General features: G+C 58.7%; 13 protein-coding genes. 2 read left to right on the top strand and 11 right to left on the bottom strand.

Going from position 1 to position 21,335, the window contains the following annotated elements; genetic code table 11:
- Positions 1–102: 102 nt before the first annotated feature.
- The 5 genes from CRD60_RS07650 to CRD60_RS07630 all read right to left on the bottom strand — a co-directional run bounded on the left by CRD60_RS07650 (position 103) and on the right by CRD60_RS07630 (position 7,869).
- The gene (locus CRD60_RS07650; protein WP_113860686.1) at positions 103–1,035 is read right to left on the bottom strand and encodes an HD domain-containing protein; all 933 of its coding nucleotides are present in this window, start codon (positions 1,033–1,035) and stop codon (positions 103–105) included.
- 309 nt (positions 1,036–1,344) lie between these two features.
- The gene (locus tag CRD60_RS07645; protein WP_113860685.1) at positions 1,345–3,846 is read right to left on the bottom strand and encodes a KUP/HAK/KT family potassium transporter; all 2,502 of its coding nucleotides are present in this window, start codon (positions 3,844–3,846) and stop codon (positions 1,345–1,347) included.
- 304 nt (positions 3,847–4,150) lie between these two features.
- Entirely contained in the window at positions 4,151–5,107 is a 957-nt protein-coding gene (locus CRD60_RS07640; protein WP_113860684.1) for a TatD family hydrolase, read from the bottom strand.
- Positions 5,108–5,116: 9 nt separating this feature from the next.
- Positions 5,117–6,217: a 5-methylcytosine restriction system specificity protein McrC gene (locus CRD60_RS07635; RefSeq protein WP_127975674.1), complete on the bottom strand. Its 1,101-nt coding sequence runs from the start codon at positions 6,215–6,217 to the stop codon at positions 5,117–5,119.
- Positions 6,214–7,869 carry an AAA family ATPase gene (locus CRD60_RS07630; protein WP_113860682.1) on the bottom strand — a complete coding sequence of 552 codons (1,656 nt, stop codon included), beginning with the start codon at positions 7,867–7,869 and terminating at the stop codon, positions 6,214–6,216. Before CRD60_RS07630 ends, CRD60_RS07635 begins: the two co-directional genes overlap by 4 nt.
- Before the next feature lie 452 nt (positions 7,870–8,321).
- Between CRD60_RS07630 and CRD60_RS07625 the strand changes: the two genes are divergently transcribed.
- The gene (locus CRD60_RS07625) at positions 8,322–9,626 is read left to right on the top strand and encodes a CE1758 family FMN-dependent luciferase-like monooxygenase (protein ID WP_236630915.1); all 1,305 of its coding nucleotides are present in this window, start codon (positions 8,322–8,324) and stop codon (positions 9,624–9,626) included.
- 221 nt (positions 9,627–9,847) lie between these two features.
- On the top strand, positions 9,848–10,633 hold the full coding sequence (locus tag CRD60_RS07620; protein ID WP_113860681.1) for a CE1759 family FMN reductase: 786 nt from the start codon (positions 9,848–9,850) through the stop codon (positions 10,631–10,633).
- A 640-nt stretch (positions 10,634–11,273) separates the two neighbouring features.
- On the opposite strand, the gene CRD60_RS07615 is transcribed toward CRD60_RS07620, so the two are convergent.
- The 6 genes from CRD60_RS07615 to CRD60_RS07590 all read right to left on the bottom strand — a co-directional run bounded on the left by CRD60_RS07615 (position 11,274) and on the right by CRD60_RS07590 (position 21,155).
- Positions 11,274–13,085: an ABC transporter ATP-binding protein gene (locus CRD60_RS07615; RefSeq protein ID WP_113860680.1), complete on the bottom strand. Its 1,812-nt coding sequence runs from the start codon at positions 13,083–13,085 to the stop codon at positions 11,274–11,276.
- A gap of 15 nt (positions 13,086–13,100) precedes the next feature.
- Positions 13,101–14,969 (bottom strand): ABC transporter ATP-binding protein, encoded by a 1,869-nt coding sequence (locus CRD60_RS07610; RefSeq protein WP_201737248.1) that lies wholly within the window; start codon positions 14,967–14,969, stop codon positions 13,101–13,103.
- A 296-nt stretch (positions 14,970–15,265) separates the two neighbouring features.
- Entirely contained in the window at positions 15,266–17,269 is a 2,004-nt protein-coding gene (locus tag CRD60_RS07605) for a dipeptide ABC transporter ATP-binding protein (RefSeq protein WP_113860692.1), read from the bottom strand.
- Positions 17,270–17,304: 35 nt separating this feature from the next.
- Complete coding sequence (locus CRD60_RS07600; RefSeq protein WP_236630916.1) at positions 17,305–18,276, bottom strand: ABC transporter permease; 972 nt, start codon at positions 18,274–18,276, stop codon at positions 17,305–17,307.
- A 52-nt stretch (positions 18,277–18,328) separates the two neighbouring features.
- Positions 18,329–19,255 carry an ABC transporter permease gene (locus CRD60_RS07595; protein ID WP_113860679.1) on the bottom strand — a complete coding sequence of 309 codons (927 nt, stop codon included), beginning with the start codon at positions 19,253–19,255 and terminating at the stop codon, positions 18,329–18,331.
- 247 nt (positions 19,256–19,502) lie between these two features.
- Positions 19,503–21,155 carry a peptide ABC transporter substrate-binding protein gene (locus CRD60_RS07590; protein WP_113860678.1) on the bottom strand — a complete coding sequence of 551 codons (1,653 nt, stop codon included), beginning with the start codon at positions 21,153–21,155 and terminating at the stop codon, positions 19,503–19,505.
- Between the last annotated feature and the right edge of the window lie 180 nt (positions 21,156–21,335).

Genomic DNA, 21,335 nt, shown 5'->3' with positions numbered 1-21,335 from the left:
TGTACCGATAGGACTACTTCACAATATCTTCACCTTACCGCAAAAGCCTCCATCCGTCTTCTTCTCTCAGCAAGACCTGACGACCCTCCAGTTGGCTTCCACTTACTCCTCGACCAGGCGCTGCTGGTAGTGGCGGGCCATGGAGGGGATGTCGGGCACGCCATACTTCACCAGCAGATCCAACCAGTTGCGACGGTTGGATTCGCCAAAGCGGGCGGCCTTGGCGGCATAGGCGGCCGCGGTCAGGAACTTGGGCGGGGTGGACTTGCTGTTGTACTTGTCCGCGACCATGACCACCTCCTGCTCCAGGTTCATGGGCACGTAGTCGTCCACGGGCAGTGGCAGGTCCTGGGCCTTGACCTGCTCGGCGGTCAGCCCAACTCCGGTATGGTTCCTGGCAAACTGGGCGATGGACTCATCTACCCCCTGGTCCAGCAGGTACCGGTAGCCGCGCAAGCCATGGAGAATGTAGTTGGAGCCATCGAACTCCAGTGGGCCGCCATCCGAACCGTCGGCCTTGAGGACCAGGTAGGTGCCGATGTCGTGCAGGAGCGCGCCGATTACCGCCTCGTGTTCGCCGAGCAGCCGTGGTGGGACAATGCCGCCCGTCACCCCATCAGTGGGCGGCACGACAGGGGCTGTAATGTGTGCGCGTGCGGAGCCGGGGACGGGTGCAGATTGGGGCATATGGCTGTCTGGATTGCTGCTGCCAGCGGGTCCGGCAGCATCAGAGAAGTCAGTCAGGCCAACAGAGCCGACAGTCTCAGCAGAGTCCGAAAATCCGCCAGCAGATGGCACTCCCGTCCCCGTATCACCCAACAGGGCTGGAAGATCATAGTGCCCAGTCAACTCAGGAGCATCAGTGGGCAGGGTGCAGCGCCGGGAGAACAGGGCATTCTGCCTACGGACCAGCCGGCTCGTGATGTCGGCGACTATCAGGCAGTGGGTGTGAATCAACTCGTAGGCGGCCTGGGATGGGGCGATGGCCCGATGGAGCTGATCGGTCTCTTCGATGCTGGGAATGCTAACGGTCATACCCACATTGTAGAAGCCTGACGCGTAGCCCAGAGCAACAGTAGGCAGCACACAGTAAGCGGTGCGAAAGGATTCGTAGGGCACCAACAGTCAGCGAGCGCTGCGGGTGGCACAAGGACACAAGTGACGCAGACACTGGGGAAACGGTTGAGACCAACTCAGGCCACTCGGAAACGCCAACGTCGTCGCAGAGAACAAGTCATGCGTAACAATCAGCCAGCTCGGCAGCTTGTGGGCGGCAGCAAAAAGGGCACAGGAACATACCCGGTGCCCTTTCTATTCGCGGTTCAACCCACACGAAGCGTGGATCTACCGCCCAGCATTACCCTTTGGCCGTTGCTGTCCGGCCTCGGCTGCGGAAGCGGCCCCTTCCCCGCCCGAAGCTGCACCAGCCGCCGGAACCTGTCGCGACACCTCGGTCTTCACGACGTTCTCCGCCGCCTCCCTCAGGGCCGCACGCTCCTTGTCCACCGACCGTGGGGCCTCCTGGACAGCATCCGGCAGGGCCTTATGGTCGGCGTCACCGGCACCGGTCTGCTTGCCCTCGGTCTGCCGGTGGCGCCGGACAGGCTCACGCTTGAGCCTGGGTGGTCGGCGGGTGGAGACGAAGAGGGGCTGGACCTCGACCAGGGGGTTGTAGGGCGCCAGGCCGAACCACTTGACGGGCGAACCGGCGAAATGGCGGATCATGTACTTCATCTTCAGGGAGAGGGCCTCACGGGTGGTGAGGTTGGACTCCGGCATCAGGGCCTTATGGATCAGCACATAACGGATGGTCCCGATCTCCGGGTCGGCATCAACCTTGGGGTAGACCGACTTCTGCTGCGGCAGCTCACCGGTCTGTGAAAGGTCGCGCATAATCTGGTGAATGTAGGCCGGAATGGACTGGGAAACCTTGAATCCCAGTCGAATCCGCACACGGAAGATATGGTCGGTACCGAAGTCCTCAACCGAATACTCACGGGTGAAGGGCTCGTCGGTGGTCTGTACGGAGACCGACCACCAGGCCCGGGCCCGCTTGGGGTGGTCGGCGAAGATGGAGAAGAAGATGTCCGTGTCCAGCCGCCGCATCTCCGTATCGGAGGTCAGGTAGACGATGTTGTCCGCGAAGAAGGGAATGCGGAAGTCGTCATGAAGCTTGCCCAAGGCGGGTAGGAAGTCCTTGGGGACCATGTGCCTGCGCTGGGAGCGTTCGATGCGGGTGCCGTCGTTCCAGGTGATCATGATCAACAGGATGGCCAGGGTCAGCAGGATGGTGAACCAGCCGCCATGCATGAACTTGGACATGGAGGCCACGAAGAACATGATCTGAATGGCCAGGAAGATGATGGTGAAACCAACCGCGAAGGCACGCTTGCGGTCAAACCACATGTAGACGGCCAGCAGGATGGTGGTCGTGATCATGGTGATGGTCAGGGCCAGGCCGTAGGCGGCGGAGATGTGCTCCGAATCCTTGAACATGAGCAGGACCGTGATGGTGGCCACGCACAGGACCAGGTTGACGGCCGGAATGTAGAGCTGGCCGCGGGTGCGCGAGGGGTAGCGGACCTGCAGGTGAGGCATCCAGTTGAGACCGGTGGCCTCGGAGACCATGGTGAAGGCTCCGGTGATCAGGGCCTGGGAGGCGATGACGCCGGCGGTGACCGAAAGGATGACACCCGCGTAGCGCACGCCGGGGCTCATCATCTGGAAGAAGGGGTTGAGACCGTCCATGTGGGCCAGGGCCGGGTTGTTCTGGTTGCGGATCATCCAGGCGCCCTGCCCGAAGTAGTTGAAGACCAGGGCCACGTTGATGAAGGGCCAGGTGAAGTAGATGTTGCCGCGCCCCACGTGGCCCATGTCGGAGTAGAGGGCCTCGGCTCCGGTGGTCGACAGGAAGACGGTGCCCATGATGGCGAGACCGGCCAGATTATGGGGACTGAAGAGGAACTTGAGGCCGTAGACCGGGTTCAGGGCCGCGAAGATGGACCAGTCACCGTTGATGTTGATGATGCCGGTGATGGCCAGGAAGCAGAACCAGACCATGACCACGGAGCCGAAGACCCGGCCGATCCGCTCGGTGCCACGCGCCTGCACGGAGAAGAGGACCAGAATGATGACCACAGTGATGATCATGGTCAGCCGTGGGGTCTCCTTGAAGGCGGGTTCGAAGACCGGAATGGCCTTGAGACCCTCCACTGCCGAGGAGATGGAGACGGCCGGCGTCAGGACCGAGTCGGCCAGGAAGGCCGCGCCGCCCAGCATGGCGGGAATCGCCAGCCAGGCCCCATGCTTGCGAATCAGCGAGTACAGGGCGAAGATGCCGCCCTCGCCCTTGTTGTCGATCCGCATGGCCACAAAGACATACTTGACGGTCGTAATCAGGGTCAGGGTCCAGAAGACCAGGGAAAGAAGGCCAAGCACAGCCTCGCGGTCAATATTGGGCAAGCCACCCTGACCAGCCACGAAGGCCTGGGCGGTGTAGAGGGGCGAGGTGCCGATGTCGCCGTAGACCACACCCAAGGCGACGATGGCCATACCCAGCGTGAACTTGTCGGGGCTGGACTGCATCTTGCGCCACCAGCGGCCCAGCGGACCCCTGGCCGGCTTCTTGGTCAGCTTCTCGGCCTCCTCACGGGCCTGGGCCTCCTGCTTGACCAGCTCGTCCCGTTCCTCCTTGGTCAGGGTCCTACGGGATACCTTGGGTGCGTTGGTGAAAGTATCGGCCCGAAACAGGGTCTCGTTCATTCGTTTGCTGGTGGTTTCGGATTTCCGTCCACCCTTGCGGCCTTTGCGGTCATGCGATGATTCACTCTGTCGTGATTCCGCCATGATACGTCGTCCTCCAGTGGCGGAGACCATCCCCGCACGTAACAACAAGGTCCAGGAAAACACCACGATTCCCGCGGTTCCTCCGGACCAAACTGACAGTCTAGACGCTTACCCTCAAAAACACCAATCTTCCCTGGACCGCAAACATCTGGCTTACAGCTACATGGGTTGGCATGGATTGGCATACATCGGCATACGGTTCGGCCTCTTACTGGTTGGGTGGGCATTGGCGCGCCGCACCTTGCTCAAGTCCTCGCCTGAACCGCCTCCCCCTACGAATGCTGCCGGCTGTGGGCGGCTGAGTTCAGATGCCGTAGACCGTGCGGGTGGTGGTTCGGGTGGCTTGGGCTACCTGGGAGACCGGGAGGTCCAGAGCGTCGGCCAAGGCCCGAAGGGTGTAGGGAATCATGTAGGGGGCGTTGGTGCGGCCCCGGTAGGGCATGGGCGTGAGGTAGGGGGCATCGGTCTCGACCATGATGTGGTCCAGGCCAACGATGGCCGCCGACTCGCGTATGCCCTCGTTGCCCTTATAGGAGAGCGTGCCGGAGAAGCTCAAGTACCAGCCCTGCTCCTTGGCAATCCGGGCCATGTCCGCGCCACCGGAGTAGCTATGGAAGACGGTGCGCTCGGGGCTGCCGTCGGCCAGGAGGGTCTCGATGACCTCCTGGTGGGCGTCGCGGTCATGGATCTGCATGGGCAGGTTGAGTTCCTTGGCCAGGGCGATGTGGGCGCGGAAGGCCTCACGTTGCAGATCCTTGGCCCCCTCGCCCGTTCGGAAGAGGTCCATGCCGGTCTCGCCGATGGCCACCACCTGGTCAGGGTGGGCACGGGCCAGCCGACTCACCTCGGCCAGCGCATCCTCAAAGGAGGTCTCATGCCAGGGCTGATACTTGATCGGGAGGCCGTCCGGGCCGGGGACACCACGGTGACCATGCAGGACGGATTCGTTGGGGTGAATGGCCAGGGCGGCATGGACCTGACCTGGGTGGTCAAGGGCCATCTGGACGGCCGTCCGCAAGTGCGGCAGCTCGCAGCCCACGTCAATGATGCCCTCGACCCCCACTGCCTGGGCCTGGTCCAGTATCTGCTCAACACTGTAGACCGGCACCGGCTCCTGGCCACGCTCCAGGGCCTGACGATTCATCTCCTCGGCGAAAGGAACCACGGAAGCCACATGGGTATGGTTGTCAATGACTTGGGAGTCCGCCCCCAGCGCCTCCGGCGCCGGCGCCCAACTACGTTCACGATGATGCTTGCTCATAAGCCCAGTCTAGAAATTTCCCACTTTTTTACATTCAATACCGAAGAATTGGCTTACTATATTATCGAGTTTTGCGACTATTCGCGAGAAATCCTGATTCAGGTTAAGCGTCGTACGCCCGATACGGTTTCCATCCATATTGTATGTATAGTCAACAAGGGGTTTATCTTCCTTAGTTTGAGCATATAGAATCAAACCATCTACAACAGGCATCTCCTCTTTGGACTGCTTCCCCGCACGAAGATTAGCAGCCTCATTCTTCACATAGGAATACATTTGATACAGGTTTTCTGATCTTTTGCTATCCGTTTTCCCATAGTACTTCGTATCGATAATCAGAACCTGTCCGCGGAATTTTAGAAATGTGTCCGTTTTCATTTCAGGTAAGCTTTTTCTATCACTGTATTCCTCTTCTTCGATAAGATTCCATCTAACTTTCGAAGCAGAAACAGACACACCAGGATAATGCCTCCTATAATATTCGCGCACGAATTTCTCGTATATGTCATGCATTGTTTTATCGCTGTAAAATTCACTTAAGCCTATATCTCCTGAAATTTCAGTCTGCAGATAATCAGCAATGATGAGATGACATATCGAGATAAGCGTGCCATATGCATTGGAATCCCCCTCACAAGACATCTTCCAACTGATGTTCTTGGGGCACAAAACCTGAATTCCATCTAATGATTTCAACAGACTATGAATACTTGCTTTTTGAGAATCGAGTACATCCGCTTTCAGCAATGTTCGTAAAGTGGTTTTAATGATTCTGTTTTCATATGAATCAACACAGTATTCATCGCAAGTACAAACTACTTTCCTTGTTGCTTTTAACCTGACGTCGTTCGAACACAAAAGATCAATTTTCCCCTGCGGCATAGAGAGAGGAATTATTTTGCCCACATACTCCTTCCGCAGTCCGCTTTTAAGCGTGGCTGACATGCCAGATATAAGAATGGATGCGTAGAGCTGCATCTGATTATGAAAATGCTCCACTTTCACATCTTCATATTTCCCCTGACTCAACGAATGGAACACATAACAGAGCATATGATAGATATTTTGCAGAGGAATGTTGTCATTCCTATCTTCTACACGTGAACTCACTGTAGTGCTCTCTCCAACTTACCTATTTGCTCTTCGCATTGCTCTTTTCTATCAAACCAATATTCTCTTATCAATGGTTCAAGCTCATACCTGACAACACGGTTAAGGCAATCCGAATCCTCATCCTCAATATTACAGAAGAAGCTATGTCCAATTTTGAATCCTTCACCTAAAGAATCATCCAACTCAATGACATCATTTATGCTTCTTACAGCACTAACTACTCGAGACAACCTCTCATCCTCGCGATTCTCTATATATTCCATAAACTCTTTTGTCTCGAAACCTGGCTTCAAATCATAAAAAGTAAAACGCCTGCGCATGGCATAATCCATCATTGCTATACTTCGATCAGTCGTGTTCATGGTTCCGATGATATGAATGTTTTTCGGTATGGAAAACGAATCCCCCGAGTACAGCAAGCTAATCTTCGTGTTCCCCCGTTTGCTTAGCTCGATTAACATAAACAGCTCGCCGAAGATCTTACTGAGATTCCCACGATTAATCTCATCAATAATAAAGTAATAATCATTATCGTGATCAGCATCTGCCAGTTGACAAAAGGCTTTAAATACACCGTCCTTAAGAGCAAAATCCCCTCCAACAGGACGATAACCTTCAACGAAATCTTCATAGGAATAGTTCTGGTGGAATTGGACCATTTGCACTCGCTTACTGGACTTGAGTCCAATCAGCGAATAAGCCAGAGCCATGGCTACGTATGTTTTCCCAACCCCTGGGGCACCCTGTAATATCAAGTTTGAGCTTTTAGCCAATCCAGATAGCTCATCATAATCTTCCTCACTCATATACACATCTCGAAGAAAATCATCTTTCCTGTATGGTGTCTCTATGGGCCGCTCGGAAGACTCAGACTTCTCATCGGAATTCGCATTTTTCGACAGCATATTATTAATTTGCTCAGAGTATTCCCAAGCGTAATAATTTAACTGTTTGAAGTCTTTTACTGGACTATCAGCGGTCTGCATATAATCAGCAACAGTTTTTGATATGGCTTGGTAGGTCTCGAAATCAATCTTGGAAACACGCGGAGGCAACCGCTGTACTACATCTTCCGGAAGTTTACCTGAATCATATATGTACCACTGATTGCGGTAGTTAAAACTCATGAATGTATCTGGAGCTATCCAGAACAATCCCATCGTAATCTTGGCGTTTCCATTATTCCACAGTCGGATGGCCTTATCGAAATAAATTGAAAGCTCAGAAGTACAATCCTCTCCATAAGAGAAAGATAAAGCTGATTCAAACAGATTCCATAGGATATCTATATCATCATCATTCCGATCGGTTTTAAAACGGTAGTAAACCGCGTTTCGTGTGTCCAGTACGGGTATCTCATCCGGAAACTCTGGAACAGCTCGAGAAATCCCCATGGCAGCAGCAAGCCTATTTGCCACGAGTTTACGATTCTCCGGAGGCATTCCGTATCTGTTAAATAATCCAAAGATGGTGAAGGGATCTATGTCTATTAGATCATTCTCAAGCTCTAGCAACGGCATTCTCACATTGCCATCGGCATATATATCATTAACGATTCCAACGAGTTCTTGGCGTTTGTTTTTATACTGAATCAGTTTATTAGCTAACTCACCGTAGAAGCCGACCCACTCAAACTGATTTTCACGCATTGTTACTCCTCCGTTTTCAGCACTTGAAACTTAATTATCCTTCAAGAGCAAAATCTCTTTGTTCCAAAAGACAATAATCACATATTACTGTGCAAAAAGTATTAAGACCCACTGCTGACGAGCTGAAAACCCTATACAAAGATAGCGCATAATGCACCTTCGATGCGATAGTCATCGCACGCTCCCTCATATGGGAATGTCGACTTTTGCAATTCATACAGGTGGTTAGTAATGTTTTAATCTCAGATAAGCACTGAACCAACGGTTCAGTATAGCCAACGTTACACATTTGCAATCACTCAAGCTATGCCACTCTTACTCTGAGCAATTATTACTTCCATTGAATCCTTTCCCTCTATGAACTATATTTGATAACCACGGGAATAAATATCTCGATTCGAGGTATATATAGATATGGCAACATCGCATCCATTCATCAAGGAGCAGCTAGCATGCAGGACCAGACCGCGAGCGCCCGGAAGGCATCCTCACCGACAGCGGACCAGGAGGCCATTCAAGCCGTCATTGCCAAGAACAAGGCAGCCCAACCCGTCGCCCAGCCGGGCCCTATGGAGTTCGGCATCATGAATGTTTCGGACGTAACCCGGGACCCAGTGGCCAATTACACCCCATCCGAGGGGGAGCGCCTTACCGACTCTCTGGCTGAGGCCGTCCACGCCGAGGAGGTCGGCTTCGATGTCTACGCCATCGGCGAGCATCACAATCCACCCTTCTTTTCATCCTCCCCCACCACCTTCCTGGCCGCCGTCGCAGCCCAGACCAAACGCCTGGTCCTGTCCACCTCGACGACACTGATCACCACTAATGATCCGGTCACCCTGGCCGAGCAGTATGCGGTCCTCCAGCACATCGCCCAGGGTCGCGTCGACCTGATGCTGGGGCGCGGCAATACCGGGCCCGTCTACCCCTGGTTCGGCAAGGATATTCGACAGGGACTGCCCTTGGCCCTGGAGAACTACAATCTGCTCCATCGGCTCTGGCATGAGGACGTGGTGGACTGGGAGGGCTCCTTCCGTACGCCGCTACAGGGATTCACCTCCATCCCCCGCCCCATGGATGATGTTCCGCCCTTCGTCTGGCACGGCTCCATCCGCACACCTGAGATCGCCGAGCAGGCAGCCTTCTATGGCAACGGGTTCTTCGCCAACGGTGCCTTCTGGCCTGAGGACCACTTCAAGCGGCTGGTGGAGCTCTACCGCTCCCGTTTTGTCCACTGGGGGCACGGCACAGCCCAGCAGGCCGTGGTCGGGGTGGCCGCTCAGGTCTTCGTCCGCAAGAACTCTCAGGACGCGATGCGCGAGTACCGACCCTACTTCAACGAGTCGCCCATCTATAAAGGCGGCCCCTCCCTGGAGACCATGATGGCTGAGACACCGCTCTTGGTGGGCTCCCCCCAGCAGATCATCGACCGGATTATGCACCAACATGAGATCTACGGGGACTATGCCAGGCAAATGTTCCTGGTGGACCATGGCGGCCTGCCAAGGAAGACGGTCATGGAGGAGCTGGACCTGCTGGGTTCGGAGGTCCTGCCGGTATTGCGCAAGGAGATGGCAGCCATTCGGGATCCCCAAGCCGTTCGCACCCCCACCCACACCGACATGGTCAAGGCGCGCTATGGTGACCAGGAGCCCCGCCAGCCGCGGCCCAACGCCAATCGCGGTGACAACGTGACCGGCACCAGCCCCTACACGGACTCTGACGATTCCATCCAGGTGCGTCTCCCCCGCCTTTAGGAGGAGCGGCCGTGGACCACGGCATATCTAACAGCATCAACAGCCGGCAGCGTCGATGCTCCCATAGGGCAAATCCATCATCCGAAGGATTCACCCATCCATAGGCATCACTTCGTCGCCACAGGGCAAGGAATATGGTATTACGGAGCGTCCCTCCCCCCAATGACCGCAGCCAGGTTTTGGGGGCGGCAGTGGGCAGAACAACATAGAAAGCGTATGGCATGATGCAAGAACATGACCCCAACAAGATTCAGCACCACAGCGGCAATCAGGCTGCCGACAGGCAATCCGAGACGCGTCAGTATCAGATTGCTGTGGTGAGCGCCGGCCTATCCGAACCATCGACCACCACCAAGCTGGGACGTGCGGTGGCCCTTGAGGCGGCCGATTATCTGCAATCCCAAGGAGCAGAGGCCACAGTCATCGCAATCGAACTCAAGGATCTGGCCCAAGACATCACCACGGCAGCAGTAAGCAGACAGGTCTCGCCCGGCCTACGTGAGTCCATCGGCAAAATCGCTGACAGCGATGGCGTGGTGGTCGCCAGCCCGGTCATCAAGGCCTCATATTCCGGACTCTTCAAATCCTTCTGGGACCTTACCGATCCCGACCTACTTCTGAATATGCCGGTGGTCCTGGTGGCCACAGGTGGTTCGGAACGCCACGCTTTGGTACCCGACTCCTCCATGCGAGAATTGTTCGCCTTCCTGCGAGCCCTCGTGGCACCGACCAGCCTCATGGCAGCCGGCAGCGACTGGGCCTCGCCCAGCCTCTCGGACCGGAAATCCCGTGCAGGTAAGGAGATGGCCGCTATGATCTTGGCCGATGTGCGGGATCGTATCATGGGTGCCGCTGGAGCCCACTATCGCCGCACCTTCGACGGTTTGACCACCAGACAGGAACAATCCCAAGCAATCCCCGGTTCAGCCACCAGCGCCCAGGACCCGGCATTGAACTTCGACAGCAGCCTCATGCGTCTGGCCGCCGGTGGCAGGTTCGGCAACTGATCCTCCTGCCCAAGTCCTAATTCTGCCCAGTCAGGTCATGTCCAGCAGGCCCAACCCAGCCCAACCATACTCACCTCAACCTGGCCCAACGGAAACCAACCTGGAACAGCCCGGTCCGACTATGCCCATTGCAGGCCACTGACATGGTCCAGCCAGATTCAACCTGCCTCACACAAGTCCGACCTGATCCGAACTGACGCACACCTTCACAATCAGGTCCGACCTGGTCTAGCCATGGTTGTGATGGGCACCACGGCACATCAATTGTCCAAATTCCCTCAATAGCGGGAGGCTGATGAGGAAATTGGGACAGAAAACTCGATATTCTGTCCGAATTCCCTCAATAGCGGCGAAGTCGTGAGGGATTTCGGACAGAGTGGTGGGATTGGACGTGAGGAAAGGGGACAGGACCACTAACCCGAACAGGAACTGGCGTGAGGAATGGGGAACAGAAACTAAGACCAAGGCTAAGGACTGGAGAACAGGACTTGAAACAGGAACAAGACCTGAACCAGGAACAAGACCAAGACTGGGACTGGGGAACAGAAAACAGAAACAGGACCTAAACCTGGAACAGAAACAGGACCTAAACCTGAACCTGGAACCGGTGCAGGACCAAGACCGAAACCGTGAATGGGCTCTAGGACTTGGCGGCCTCGGAGGCCTCGACGCGGATCATGGCGTACTGGGACTCGTAGAGTCGCCAGTAGGCACCGCGCTGGTCCAGGAGCTCATGGTGCGAACCGTGTTCCACAATCTGCCCATGGTCGATGTAGAAGATCTGGTCGGCGTTCTCGATGGTGGAGAGCCGGTGGGCGATGATGAAGCTGGTCCGCCCCTTGAGCAGGTGGTTGAGTCCGGCCTGCAGGGCCTCCTCGGTGCGGGTGTCGATATTCGACGTGGCCTCGTCCAGAATCAGGATGCGCGGGTCGGCCAGGAGCACGCGGGCAAAGGAGATCAGTTGCCGTTGGCCGGCCGAGAGGGTCGAGCCCCGCTCCTCCACCTTGGTCTCGTAGCCATCGGGCAGGTCCATGATGAACTCGTGGGCGTGGACGGCACGGGCGGCGGCCTCGATCTCCTGGTCGCTGGCATCCAGCCGCCCGTAGCGTATGTTCTCCCGCACGTTGCCGGAGAAGATGAAGGTGTCCTGGAGCATCACGCCCATCTGCCGGCGCAGGGAGTCAAGGGTCACGTCGCGCACGTCGTAGCCGTCGATGGTCACCGAGCCTTCCGACACGTCGTAGAAGCGCGACAGGAGGTTGATGATGGTGGTCTTGCCGGCACCCGTGGGCCCTACCAGCGCCACTGTCTTGCCCGGTTCGATATGGAAGTCGACCAGGTTGAGGATGTTGCGACCCCGGGGCTCGTAGCGGAAGACCACGTCGTTGAAATCGACCTTGCCCCGCACCTGCGGCAGCTCGGCGGCACCGGGCTTGTCGGTGATCTCCGGCTTGACGTCCAGGGTCTCGAAGATCCGCTCCAGGTAGGCCGAGCAGGTGATGAGCTGGTTGTAGAAGTTGCCGATGTTGATGACCGGGTTCCAGAAGTTGTTGGCGTAGCCGATGAAGGCGATCAGCACGCCGGTGGTCACGCAGACCCCGCCGAATCCCAGAATCCCCACGTAGTAGATGAAGGCGATGGTGATGGTGGAGATGGTCTGCACGCCCGGCCACATGAGGAACTGGATGTGCACGGCCTTCATCCACTGCCGCCGCACATCCCCCTGCTGTTCCTGGAAGGTGTCGAACTGCCTCTTCTCCTGGGCGAAGGTTTGGGTGGTCTTGACGCCGGCGATGGACTCGTGGATGTAGGCGTTGAGGTTGCTCTGCTTGTTGGAGAGCTTCTGGTAGGCCCGCCGCTGGAAGATCTGCAGGACCCGCACCCACAGGATCAGCAGGGGAAAGAGGACCAGGCTCCACAGGGTCAGCCGCCAGTCGATGGCGAACATGACCAGGAGGGTGACGATGAAGGTGAAGACGTCCGCGATCACGTTGATCAGGCCCGATGACAGCGTGTCCGAAAGGGTGTTGACATAGTTGACCACCCGGATGAGGATCTTGCCGTGGGGCCGGGAGTCGAAGTAGGAGAAGGGCAGGGTCTGGATGTGGGTGAAGATGTCCCGCCGCATGTCCTTGAGCATGAGCTGGCCAACCCGGGTGATGGCCACGGTCCGGTAGCGCAGGCCGATCTCGAAGACCAGGATCAGCAGGGCCAGGATGCCGGTCAGCAGGGCCAGTTTCCCAAGGTCCTTGTTGGGTATGGCCGAGTCGATCATGACCTTGGTCAGGTAGGGAACGGATACGGTGATGCAGCTCATGAGGACCACCACGACCAGGATCCGGGCCACTTGCCCCTTGTAGGGCTTCAGGTAGGCTCCGACCCTGACGATGTCGCGGAAGTTGATCTTCTCTTCCAGTTCCTCATCCTCGCGGTAGGTATTGCGTTGTGCCATGGTTCTCCTCCTCCCCTACTCTTCAAATCCTTGGGCCTGGCCGGATTGGAGGCCTAGCTGCTTGCGGTAGATCTCCCAGTAGCGCCCGTGGGCTGCCACCAGGTTCTCGTGGTTCCCCCGCTCGATGATCCGGCCGTTTTCCAAGACCAGTATCAGGTCGGCGTCCTTGATGGAGGAGATGCGGTGGGCGATGGTCACGATGGTCTTCTGGGCGTCCAGCTCCCGCAAGTGCTGCTGGATCTGGGCCTCGGTCTCCATGTCGACGGCGGAGGTCGTGTCGTCCATAATGAGAATGGCCGGGTCGTCAGCCAGGGCGCGGGCCAGGCTCAGCCGCTGCTTCTGGCCGCCTGAAAGCCCGACTCCCCGCTCACCCACCACGGTGTCGTAGCCTTCGGGCATGGAATTGATGAAGCCGTCCGCCCCGGCTATGCCGGCCATGTCGCGGATGTAGCCAGGGTCGCTGGTCCGTTCGCTGCGGGAACCGAAACCGATGTTGCCGCCGATGGTGTCTGAGAAGAGGAAGGTGTCTTGGGCCACGATGTTGACCTGGCTGCGAAGGGTGGCCAGGGGCCAGTCCCGCGCGTCGATGCCATCAATCAGAACATGCCCCACGGTCGGGTCGTAGAAGCGGGCTATGAGGTTGACCATGGTGGACTTGCCGGACCCGGTCTCGCCCAGAATGCCCAGCTTGGAGCCTGCCGGCAGGAAGAAGTTCAGATCCTTGAGAATGGGGGTCTCAGGGTCGTCCGGGAAGGCGAAGCTGACATGGTCGAAGCGTATCTCGCCGGAGATCCGGTCGGGGGTTGGGGCCTGCCCCTGGACCTTGGGGCCGGTGCCCAGCTGGCTTTGGATGGCCACGGCCTGCTTGACCGATTCCTCGGCCCCGGGCTTCTCGACGATGTGGGACTGGGCGGTCAGGAGCCGGCGGATCTTGACACAGGAGGCGTTGAAGTGTTCCCAGTCGTTGACCAGCCAACCGGACTGGCGCACGGGCCCGTCAAGCATCCACAGGAAGCTGTTGAAGGCGACCAGATTGCCCAGGGTCATGTCGCCCATGATGACCAGGAAACCGCCGAAGCCCAAGGTAATCAGCTGAAGACCGAAACCCAGCCCATCCAGCCAGGGCATGTAACGACGGCTGTTGCGGGCCAGGGCCATGTTCTTCTGCAGGTAGTCCTCGTTGTGCTCGTCGAACTTCTGGGTCTCGTATTCCTCACGCACGAAGGCCTTGACCACCCGGTTGCCCTCGATGTTCTCCTCGACCATGGAGTTGAGGTCGGCCAGGGAGTTGCGGATGGCGAAGAAGAGCGGATTGGCGTTTTTGGCCAGCCGCTGGGTCAGGATGAAGAGGAAGGGGGTCACGCAGGCCAGGGCCAGGGCCAGCCGCCAGTCAATGGCGACCATGACTGCCAGGGCGCCGACGAACATGACCACACAGTCGGCCATCTGATAGGTCACCCAGCTCAGGAAGTGGCGGATGGCGTCGGTGTCCGAGGTCATACGGCTCATGATGTCGCCGTTGCGGGTGTGGTTGAAGTAGGTGAAGTCCAGCTCGTGGAGCTTCTCGTACTCGTCGGAGACCAGGCGGTAGATGGAGTTCTGGCCGAAGCGTTCCATCCACATCTGGTAGCCATAACGGGAGGCCACACGGACCAGGGTGACCACCACCATGAGCACGCAAAGCCGGGTCAGCCGGTCAAGATGCCCCTGGCCGATGACCTGGTCGACCACCATGCCGGCCAGAAGCGGCATGATCAGCGCCATGGCATCGTTGACGGCGAAGAGCAGGATGGACCCGCCCACCCTGGGCAGATCGGGCTTGCAGTAGGGGAAGATCCACTTGAGGTTTCCCGCACTCCTATTACGGCTCTGGTCGACATACATGTGCGTGTCTCTCACATTCCTTGGGATGTGTTTGCTGCTGTGCTATTACGGCCATTCGTTGCCGCCACGATTCACGACCGATTCCGCAATGCCGGCTCCTCGCCGGGTCCATCGTTCCGCAAACACCATAAAGTCTAGACCGGCCTCGGACAGCTGCAAGGACTCGGCCGGTCGGCGTGTCAGCCTCCAACAGGCATAGGGAAGGGGCGGGGCAACTCACTTGGAGTCACCTCCGCCCCTTGCGCGAAGTGTCGGTTCTCAACCTGCGGCGCTATGCTGCAGGGACCGCCCACCCATCAGTCCAGGCCCAGCTGCAGGTGGCCGCCGGGGATGGCCTCGAGCAGGTCGCGGGTGTACTGCTGCTTGGGATGGTCGAAGACCTCGTCGGTGGTGGCGTGCTCCACCAGCCTGCCGTGCTGCATGACCACGACCTCGTCGGCGATCTGCCGGACCACTGCCAGATCGTGGGTGATGAAGAGGTAGCTGAGCCCCCGCTCGGCCTGGAGGTCGTTGAGCAGGCGCAGGACCTGGTCCTGAACCAGCACGTCCAAGGCGGAGACGGCCTCATCGCAGATGATGACGTCGGGATTGAGGGCCATGGCGCGGGCGATGGCGATGCGCTGGCGCTGGCCGCCCGACAACTCGTTGGGGTAACGGCCCATGACCGACTCGGGCATCTCCACCATATCCAGCAACTCGCGGACCCGCTGCTCCCGGGACTTACGGTCGCCGATCCCGTGGATGCGCAGTGGTTCCTCGATGGACCGGTAGATGGAATACATGGGATCCAGGGACCCGTAGGGGTTCTGGAAGACGGGCTGGACGTGGCGGCGGAAGTCGAGCAGGGACTGGCCGTTGAAGCCGGAGAGGTCCTTGCCCTCGTAGTAGATCCTGCCCGAGCTGGGTTCCAGTAGGTGCAGGACCATGTTGGCCACCGTCGACTTGCCCGAGCCGGACTCGCCCACAATGGCCAGGGTGGTGCCGCGCTTGACGGAGAAGGAGACGTCGTCGACGGCCTTGAACATCTCCTTCTTACGGGGCAGCTTGAATTCCTTGGTCAGGTGTTCGACGGTGATGACGTGCTCACTGCGCTCCAGGTCGCCCTCGCCCTTGGTGTGGTGCTCCATGAGCTTGCTGGCATCCTGGCCGTGCTCCTTGGCGGAGATGATCCGCTGGGAGGCCAGGGAGGGTGCCGCGTTGACCAGTCGCCGGGTGTAGGGGTGCTGGGGGTGCTGCAGGACCTCCAGGCTGGGGCCGGACTCGACCACACGCCCCTTGTACATGACCACGATATGCTGGGCACGCTCGGCGGCCAGGCCAAGGTCGTGGGTGATGAAGAGCACTGCCGTACCCAGGGAGTCGGTCAGGCCATGGAGATGGTCAAGGATCTTCTTCTGGACCGTGACGTCCAGGGCGGAGGTGGGCTCGTCGGCGATCAGCAGGTCGGGGCGTGAGGCCAGGCCGACGGCGATCAGGGCGCGCTGGCGCATGCCACCCGAGAACTCGTGCGGGTACTGGCGGGCGCGGGTGGCCGCATCCGGCAGGCCAGCCTCAGAGAGCAGGCCGGCGATGCGGTCGTTCATATCCGAGCCGGTGACGTGCTGCTTGGCGATGGACCAGGCCTTCTCGTCGTCAAGGCCGGCCTTGATCAGCCCCTTGGCAACACCCCAGCGGGTCTGTGAACCCACGTCCCATTCGGCCTTGAAAGCCTCCATGGTCCTATCGATGTTCTTGGCGTGGATCTCCTCCAGGGCGGACTTGGCGGCGGCGAAAAGTCCGGGCAGGTCCTTGGCGGAGATGAAGAGCTCATCGTCAGAGTTCTTCAGGGTAACCGTCTCAGCGGAGGCGATCTGCTTGGCCAGCTGTGAGCGCTTCTCCCGGGCCACATCCATATGGTTGGCCTCGAGGGCCTCCTTGACCTGGGTGCCGATGCGCAATACAGGGTTGAGGTTGCTCATGGGGTCCTGGGGGACCAGGCCGATCTGCGAGCCGCGCACCTGCTCATAGTCGGAGGCGCTCAGGCCCACCAGTTCGCGGCCGTGCAACTTCATGGATCCACCGACAACCTTGCCGGTGCCGGGCAGGAGTCCCAGGACGGACATGGCCGAGGTGGACTTGCCGGAGCCGGACTCCCCCACAATGGCCACCCACTGGCCGGGGTAGACGTTGAAGGATGAGTCACGGACCGCATGGACCGTATGGCCGTCCGCCTTGAAGTCCACCTGCAGGTCCTTGACCTCCAGGATTGGACCCTCGGACTGGGCCTTGGCTTGAGCGTTGGTCTGGCTTGCCGCTTGCATGTTCTTCTCTTGGCTTGCTCTCATGATTCCTCCGCTCAGACCGTCTTGCTCTTGGGATCAAGGGCGTCCTTGACCGCGTCGCCCATCATGATGAAGGCCAGGACCGTGATGGCCAGGGCCGCCGATGGGTAGAAAAGCACGGATGGGTTGGTGGTCAGCAGGCTCTGGGCCGTCGAGATATCGCCACCCCAGCTGACCAAGCTGGTGGGCAGACCGATGCCCAGGAAGCTCAAGGTGGCTTCTGAGACGATGTAGTTGCCCAGGGACATGGTGGCCATGACGATGATCGGGGCCAGGGAGTTGGGCAGGATGTGGTTGAAGAGGTTGCGCACGGGGCTTGAGCCCAGGGCGGTAGAGGCGGTGTTGAACTCCAGGTTCTTGGCCTCCATGACCGCGCTTCGGGTGATGCGTGCCATCTGCACCCACCCGAAGAGGGTCAGGGTGAAGACGATCTTCCAGATGGAGCCGGAGGTGCGGAACATCTGCAGGAGCACGATGGCACCCAGGAGCATGGGGATGGCGAAGAAGATGTCGGTCACACGGCTGAGGATCGCATCGACCCAACCGCCGAAGAAGCCCGCCACGGCACCGATCAGGCCGCCGAACACCGTGACCAGCAGGGTGGTCAGAATGCCGATGGACACCGAGGTGCGGGTTCCGTAGACCACGCGGCTGTATACATCGCAGCCCTGGAGGTCATAACCGAAGGGGTGGCCGGAGGTCCCAGCACCCAGGGAGTTGTCCAGATTGCAGGCCATGGGGTCCTGCTTGGTGAACAGGAAGGGGAAAAGGGCCACCAAAATCACGAAGATGGCCAGCACAGCCGAGATGATGAAGAGCGGGTTGCGCCGCAGCTTCTTCCAGGCATCGGCCCACATGCTGGTGGCCGGCACCTCGTCGTTGACTGAGTCCACGTCCGCCAGGGGGGTGTCGTCCAGAGGGGCCACAAACCGCTCCTGCCCGGGCAGGGGGTCGGGGAAGAAGACTTCCGCATTGCTCTCGGTCATAGATCCGTTCAAGCTCTCATTCATTGTCATATCCGTCATAATGGCAGCCCCCTCACGCGTAACGGATACGCGGGTCAAGCACCGCGTAGAGCAGATCGACCAGCAGACTGGTGACCACGAAGATCATCACCAGAATGGTCACGATGGAGACCACCAGGGTTCCCTCACCACGCACGATGGCCTGGTAGAGGGTATTGCCGACACCCTGGATGTTGAAGATGCGCTCGGTGATCATGGCGCCGCCCATCAGGCCGCCGATGTCGGCACCCAGATAGGTGACCACGGGAATCAGGGAGTTGCGGAGCACATGGTGGACGATCACCTGGAAGTTGCCCATGCCCTTGGCCCTGGCCGTGCGCACGTAGTCCTCGGAAATGTTGGAGGAGATCTCGGTGCGGGTCAGGCGGATGATGGAGGCCATGGAGACCGAACCCAGCACGATGGCCGGCATGAGCAGGTCGATGAAGCCGGGGTGGGCCCCTGCGGTGGCAGGCAGCACATGCCACTTGACACCCAGGAAGTACTGGAGGATGAAGCCGGTGACGAAGGTCGGCACGGAGATCAGCAGCAGGGAGATCACCAGAATGATGGTGTCGGACCACTTGCCCTTGGTCAGGCCTGAGATGATGCCGAAGAGCACACCGAAGACACCCTCGAAGACGAAGGCCATCAGAGCCAGCTGAATGGTGACCGGGAAGGCCCGGCCGATGACGCTGATCACCGGTTGCCCCGCGAAGGTGTTGCCGAAGTTCAGGGTCAATGCGTTCTTCAGGAAGAGCACATACTGAACAAGGAATGGCTTGTCGAGATTGTATTCGGCGCGAATCTGCGCGGCCACGGCCTGGTTGACCGGCTTGTCTCCGAACATGGCCGCGACGGGATCGCCTGGCAGCGCGAAGACCAGCGCATAGATCAACAGGGTCGTGCCAAGAACAACCGGAATCATCTGCAGTATGCGTCGCAGAAGATATTTGCCCATCGGCCTCGCTCCTTAATAGTCTGCGGCTTCACAGGCTGTTAACCCAATGCCCCGCTTAAAAATACGGTTCCTTAGTGTACCAGTACGCCCCAACCACCCCCGAGGGAAGCGAACTCCCGCAAGGGCTGAGGAGGGGGAAGGGTAGGGGGAGCATGGCAGCCTGCGCTTTTCGCGGCCGGCATAGCAGAAGCCGGCGGGCACCCCTGGGGGTAGCGCGCCGGCTTCATTCAAGAAGGACTCAGAAGCCTTACTTGGACATGTCGGGATAGGCGGGGGTGCCCTTCCAGGTGAAGGTGAAGCCCTGAACGCTCTTGGAACCAGCGCCGTAGGCGTTCATGTAGTAGAGCGGCACGGCGGGCAGGTCCTCCATGAGGATCTCCTCGGCCTGCTGGTAGATCTTGTTGGCCTCGTCCACGCTCTTGGCGGCTGTGGCCTTGGTCAGCAGGGCGTCGAACTTGGGGTTCTTGTAGTCGCCGTCGTTGGAGCCGTTGCCGTCAGCGGCGGAGCTGGAGAAGTTGGACATCAGGTAGGACTCGGGCGACGGGTAGTCGGCCTGCCAACCGGAGCGGAAGGCGGAGTCGGTGAACTTGCGGCCCTGCACGTTGCTGCGGAACTCGTTGAAGGTGGGCAGGGGGTTGCCCTGGGCGTTGATGCCGAGGGTGTTCTTGATGGAGTTGGCGACCGCGTCGTAGATCTCCTTGTGGGCACCGTCGGCGTTGTAGGCCATCTTGAAGACGTCGTTGGCACCCCAGGGGCTGATCTTGTTGGCCTCCTCCCAAAGTTCCTTGGCCTTGGAGGGGTTGTACTTGAGTACGTCGTTGCCCTTGATGCTCTTGGAATAGCCGGGGATGGTGGGGGCGGTGAAGTCGGTCACGTCCTTGCCGGTGCCGGAGAGGACCTTGTCGATGATCTGCGGGCGGTTGATGGCCATGGAGATGGCCTGGCGGCGCAGCTTGCCCTCCTGGTCCTCACCAAAATGCTTCATGTAGGTGGGGATGGTGAACATCTGCAGGACCGAGCCGGGATCGTTGACGGCCTGGACCTGGGAGTCCTTGAGGAAGGTCTTCTTGTAGGAGGCCGGGATGGTGTCCAGGGCGTCCAGGTTGCCGGACTGGATGTCGGCATAGGCCGGGGTCGGGTCGGTGTAGGAGCGGAACTCGATGCCGCCGTTCTTGACCTTGATGCCACCCTTGTAGTCGGGGTTCTTGACGACCTTGACGAACTTGTTGTGCTCCCAGGACTGGAACTTGTATGGTCCGACGGTCACCGGCTTCTCGCCGAAGGCCTTGGTGTCCTTATAGAAGGATTCGGGCAGCGGGGCGAAGGCCGCATAGCCGACCTGGATGGGGAAGGTAGAGGAGGGCGAGGTCAGGTCGACCGTGAAGGTCTTGTCGTCGACCACGTTCAGGCCGGACAGCTGAGTGTCGGCGGGCACGCCATCCTGCTGCAGCTCGTCATAGCCCTTGATGTTGGCGAAGAAGCTGGAGTTCTTCTGCTTGTTGGAGACGTTGGCGGCCCAGGACCAGGCCTTGGTGAAGGACTCTGCCGTAACGGGGCTGCCGTCGGTGAACTTCCAGCCATCGTTGATCTTGATGGTGAACTGGCTGGAATCGCCGTTGCCCTTGATCTCCTTGGCGATCTCGTTGTGGGCCTTGCCCTTGTTGTCGAAACTCACCAAGCGGGAGAACATCATGTCGATGGGGTTGCCGCCGCCGACCTCGTTGGTGTTGCTGGGAATCAGGGGGTTGGTCGGTTCGGGGTTGAACACGCTGATCATGGCGTCACTACCGCCGGAGGCTCCGGTGGTCGAATCGCTGCCGGAACCACCACAACCGCTCAGGACCAAGGCCAATGAGCAGACAGCGGCCGCAGCCAGTGCTGTAACCTTACGCTTCTTCATATTTTCCTCTCGTTCATCACGTATATCGTGATCTGCAACAACGGTAAGCATGGGGTGCATACCGAAACCGGCACACACCCGTGCATCTGACTTTTTATTCTGCCCTGCGAATGTTTCGGGCGCAAGACGGCTCTCATTATTCAGATGTGCGGATTCGCATGTCTGTCCAAGCCCAAGCCA

The sequence above is a fragment of the Bifidobacterium aemilianum genome, assembly GCF_003315635.1.
GTDB lineage: Bacteria > Actinomycetota > Actinomycetes > Actinomycetales > Bifidobacteriaceae > Bifidobacterium > Bifidobacterium aemilianum.
Note: the sequence above shows the minus strand (reverse complement) of the source record. Positions and strands in the feature narration are given on the sequence as shown.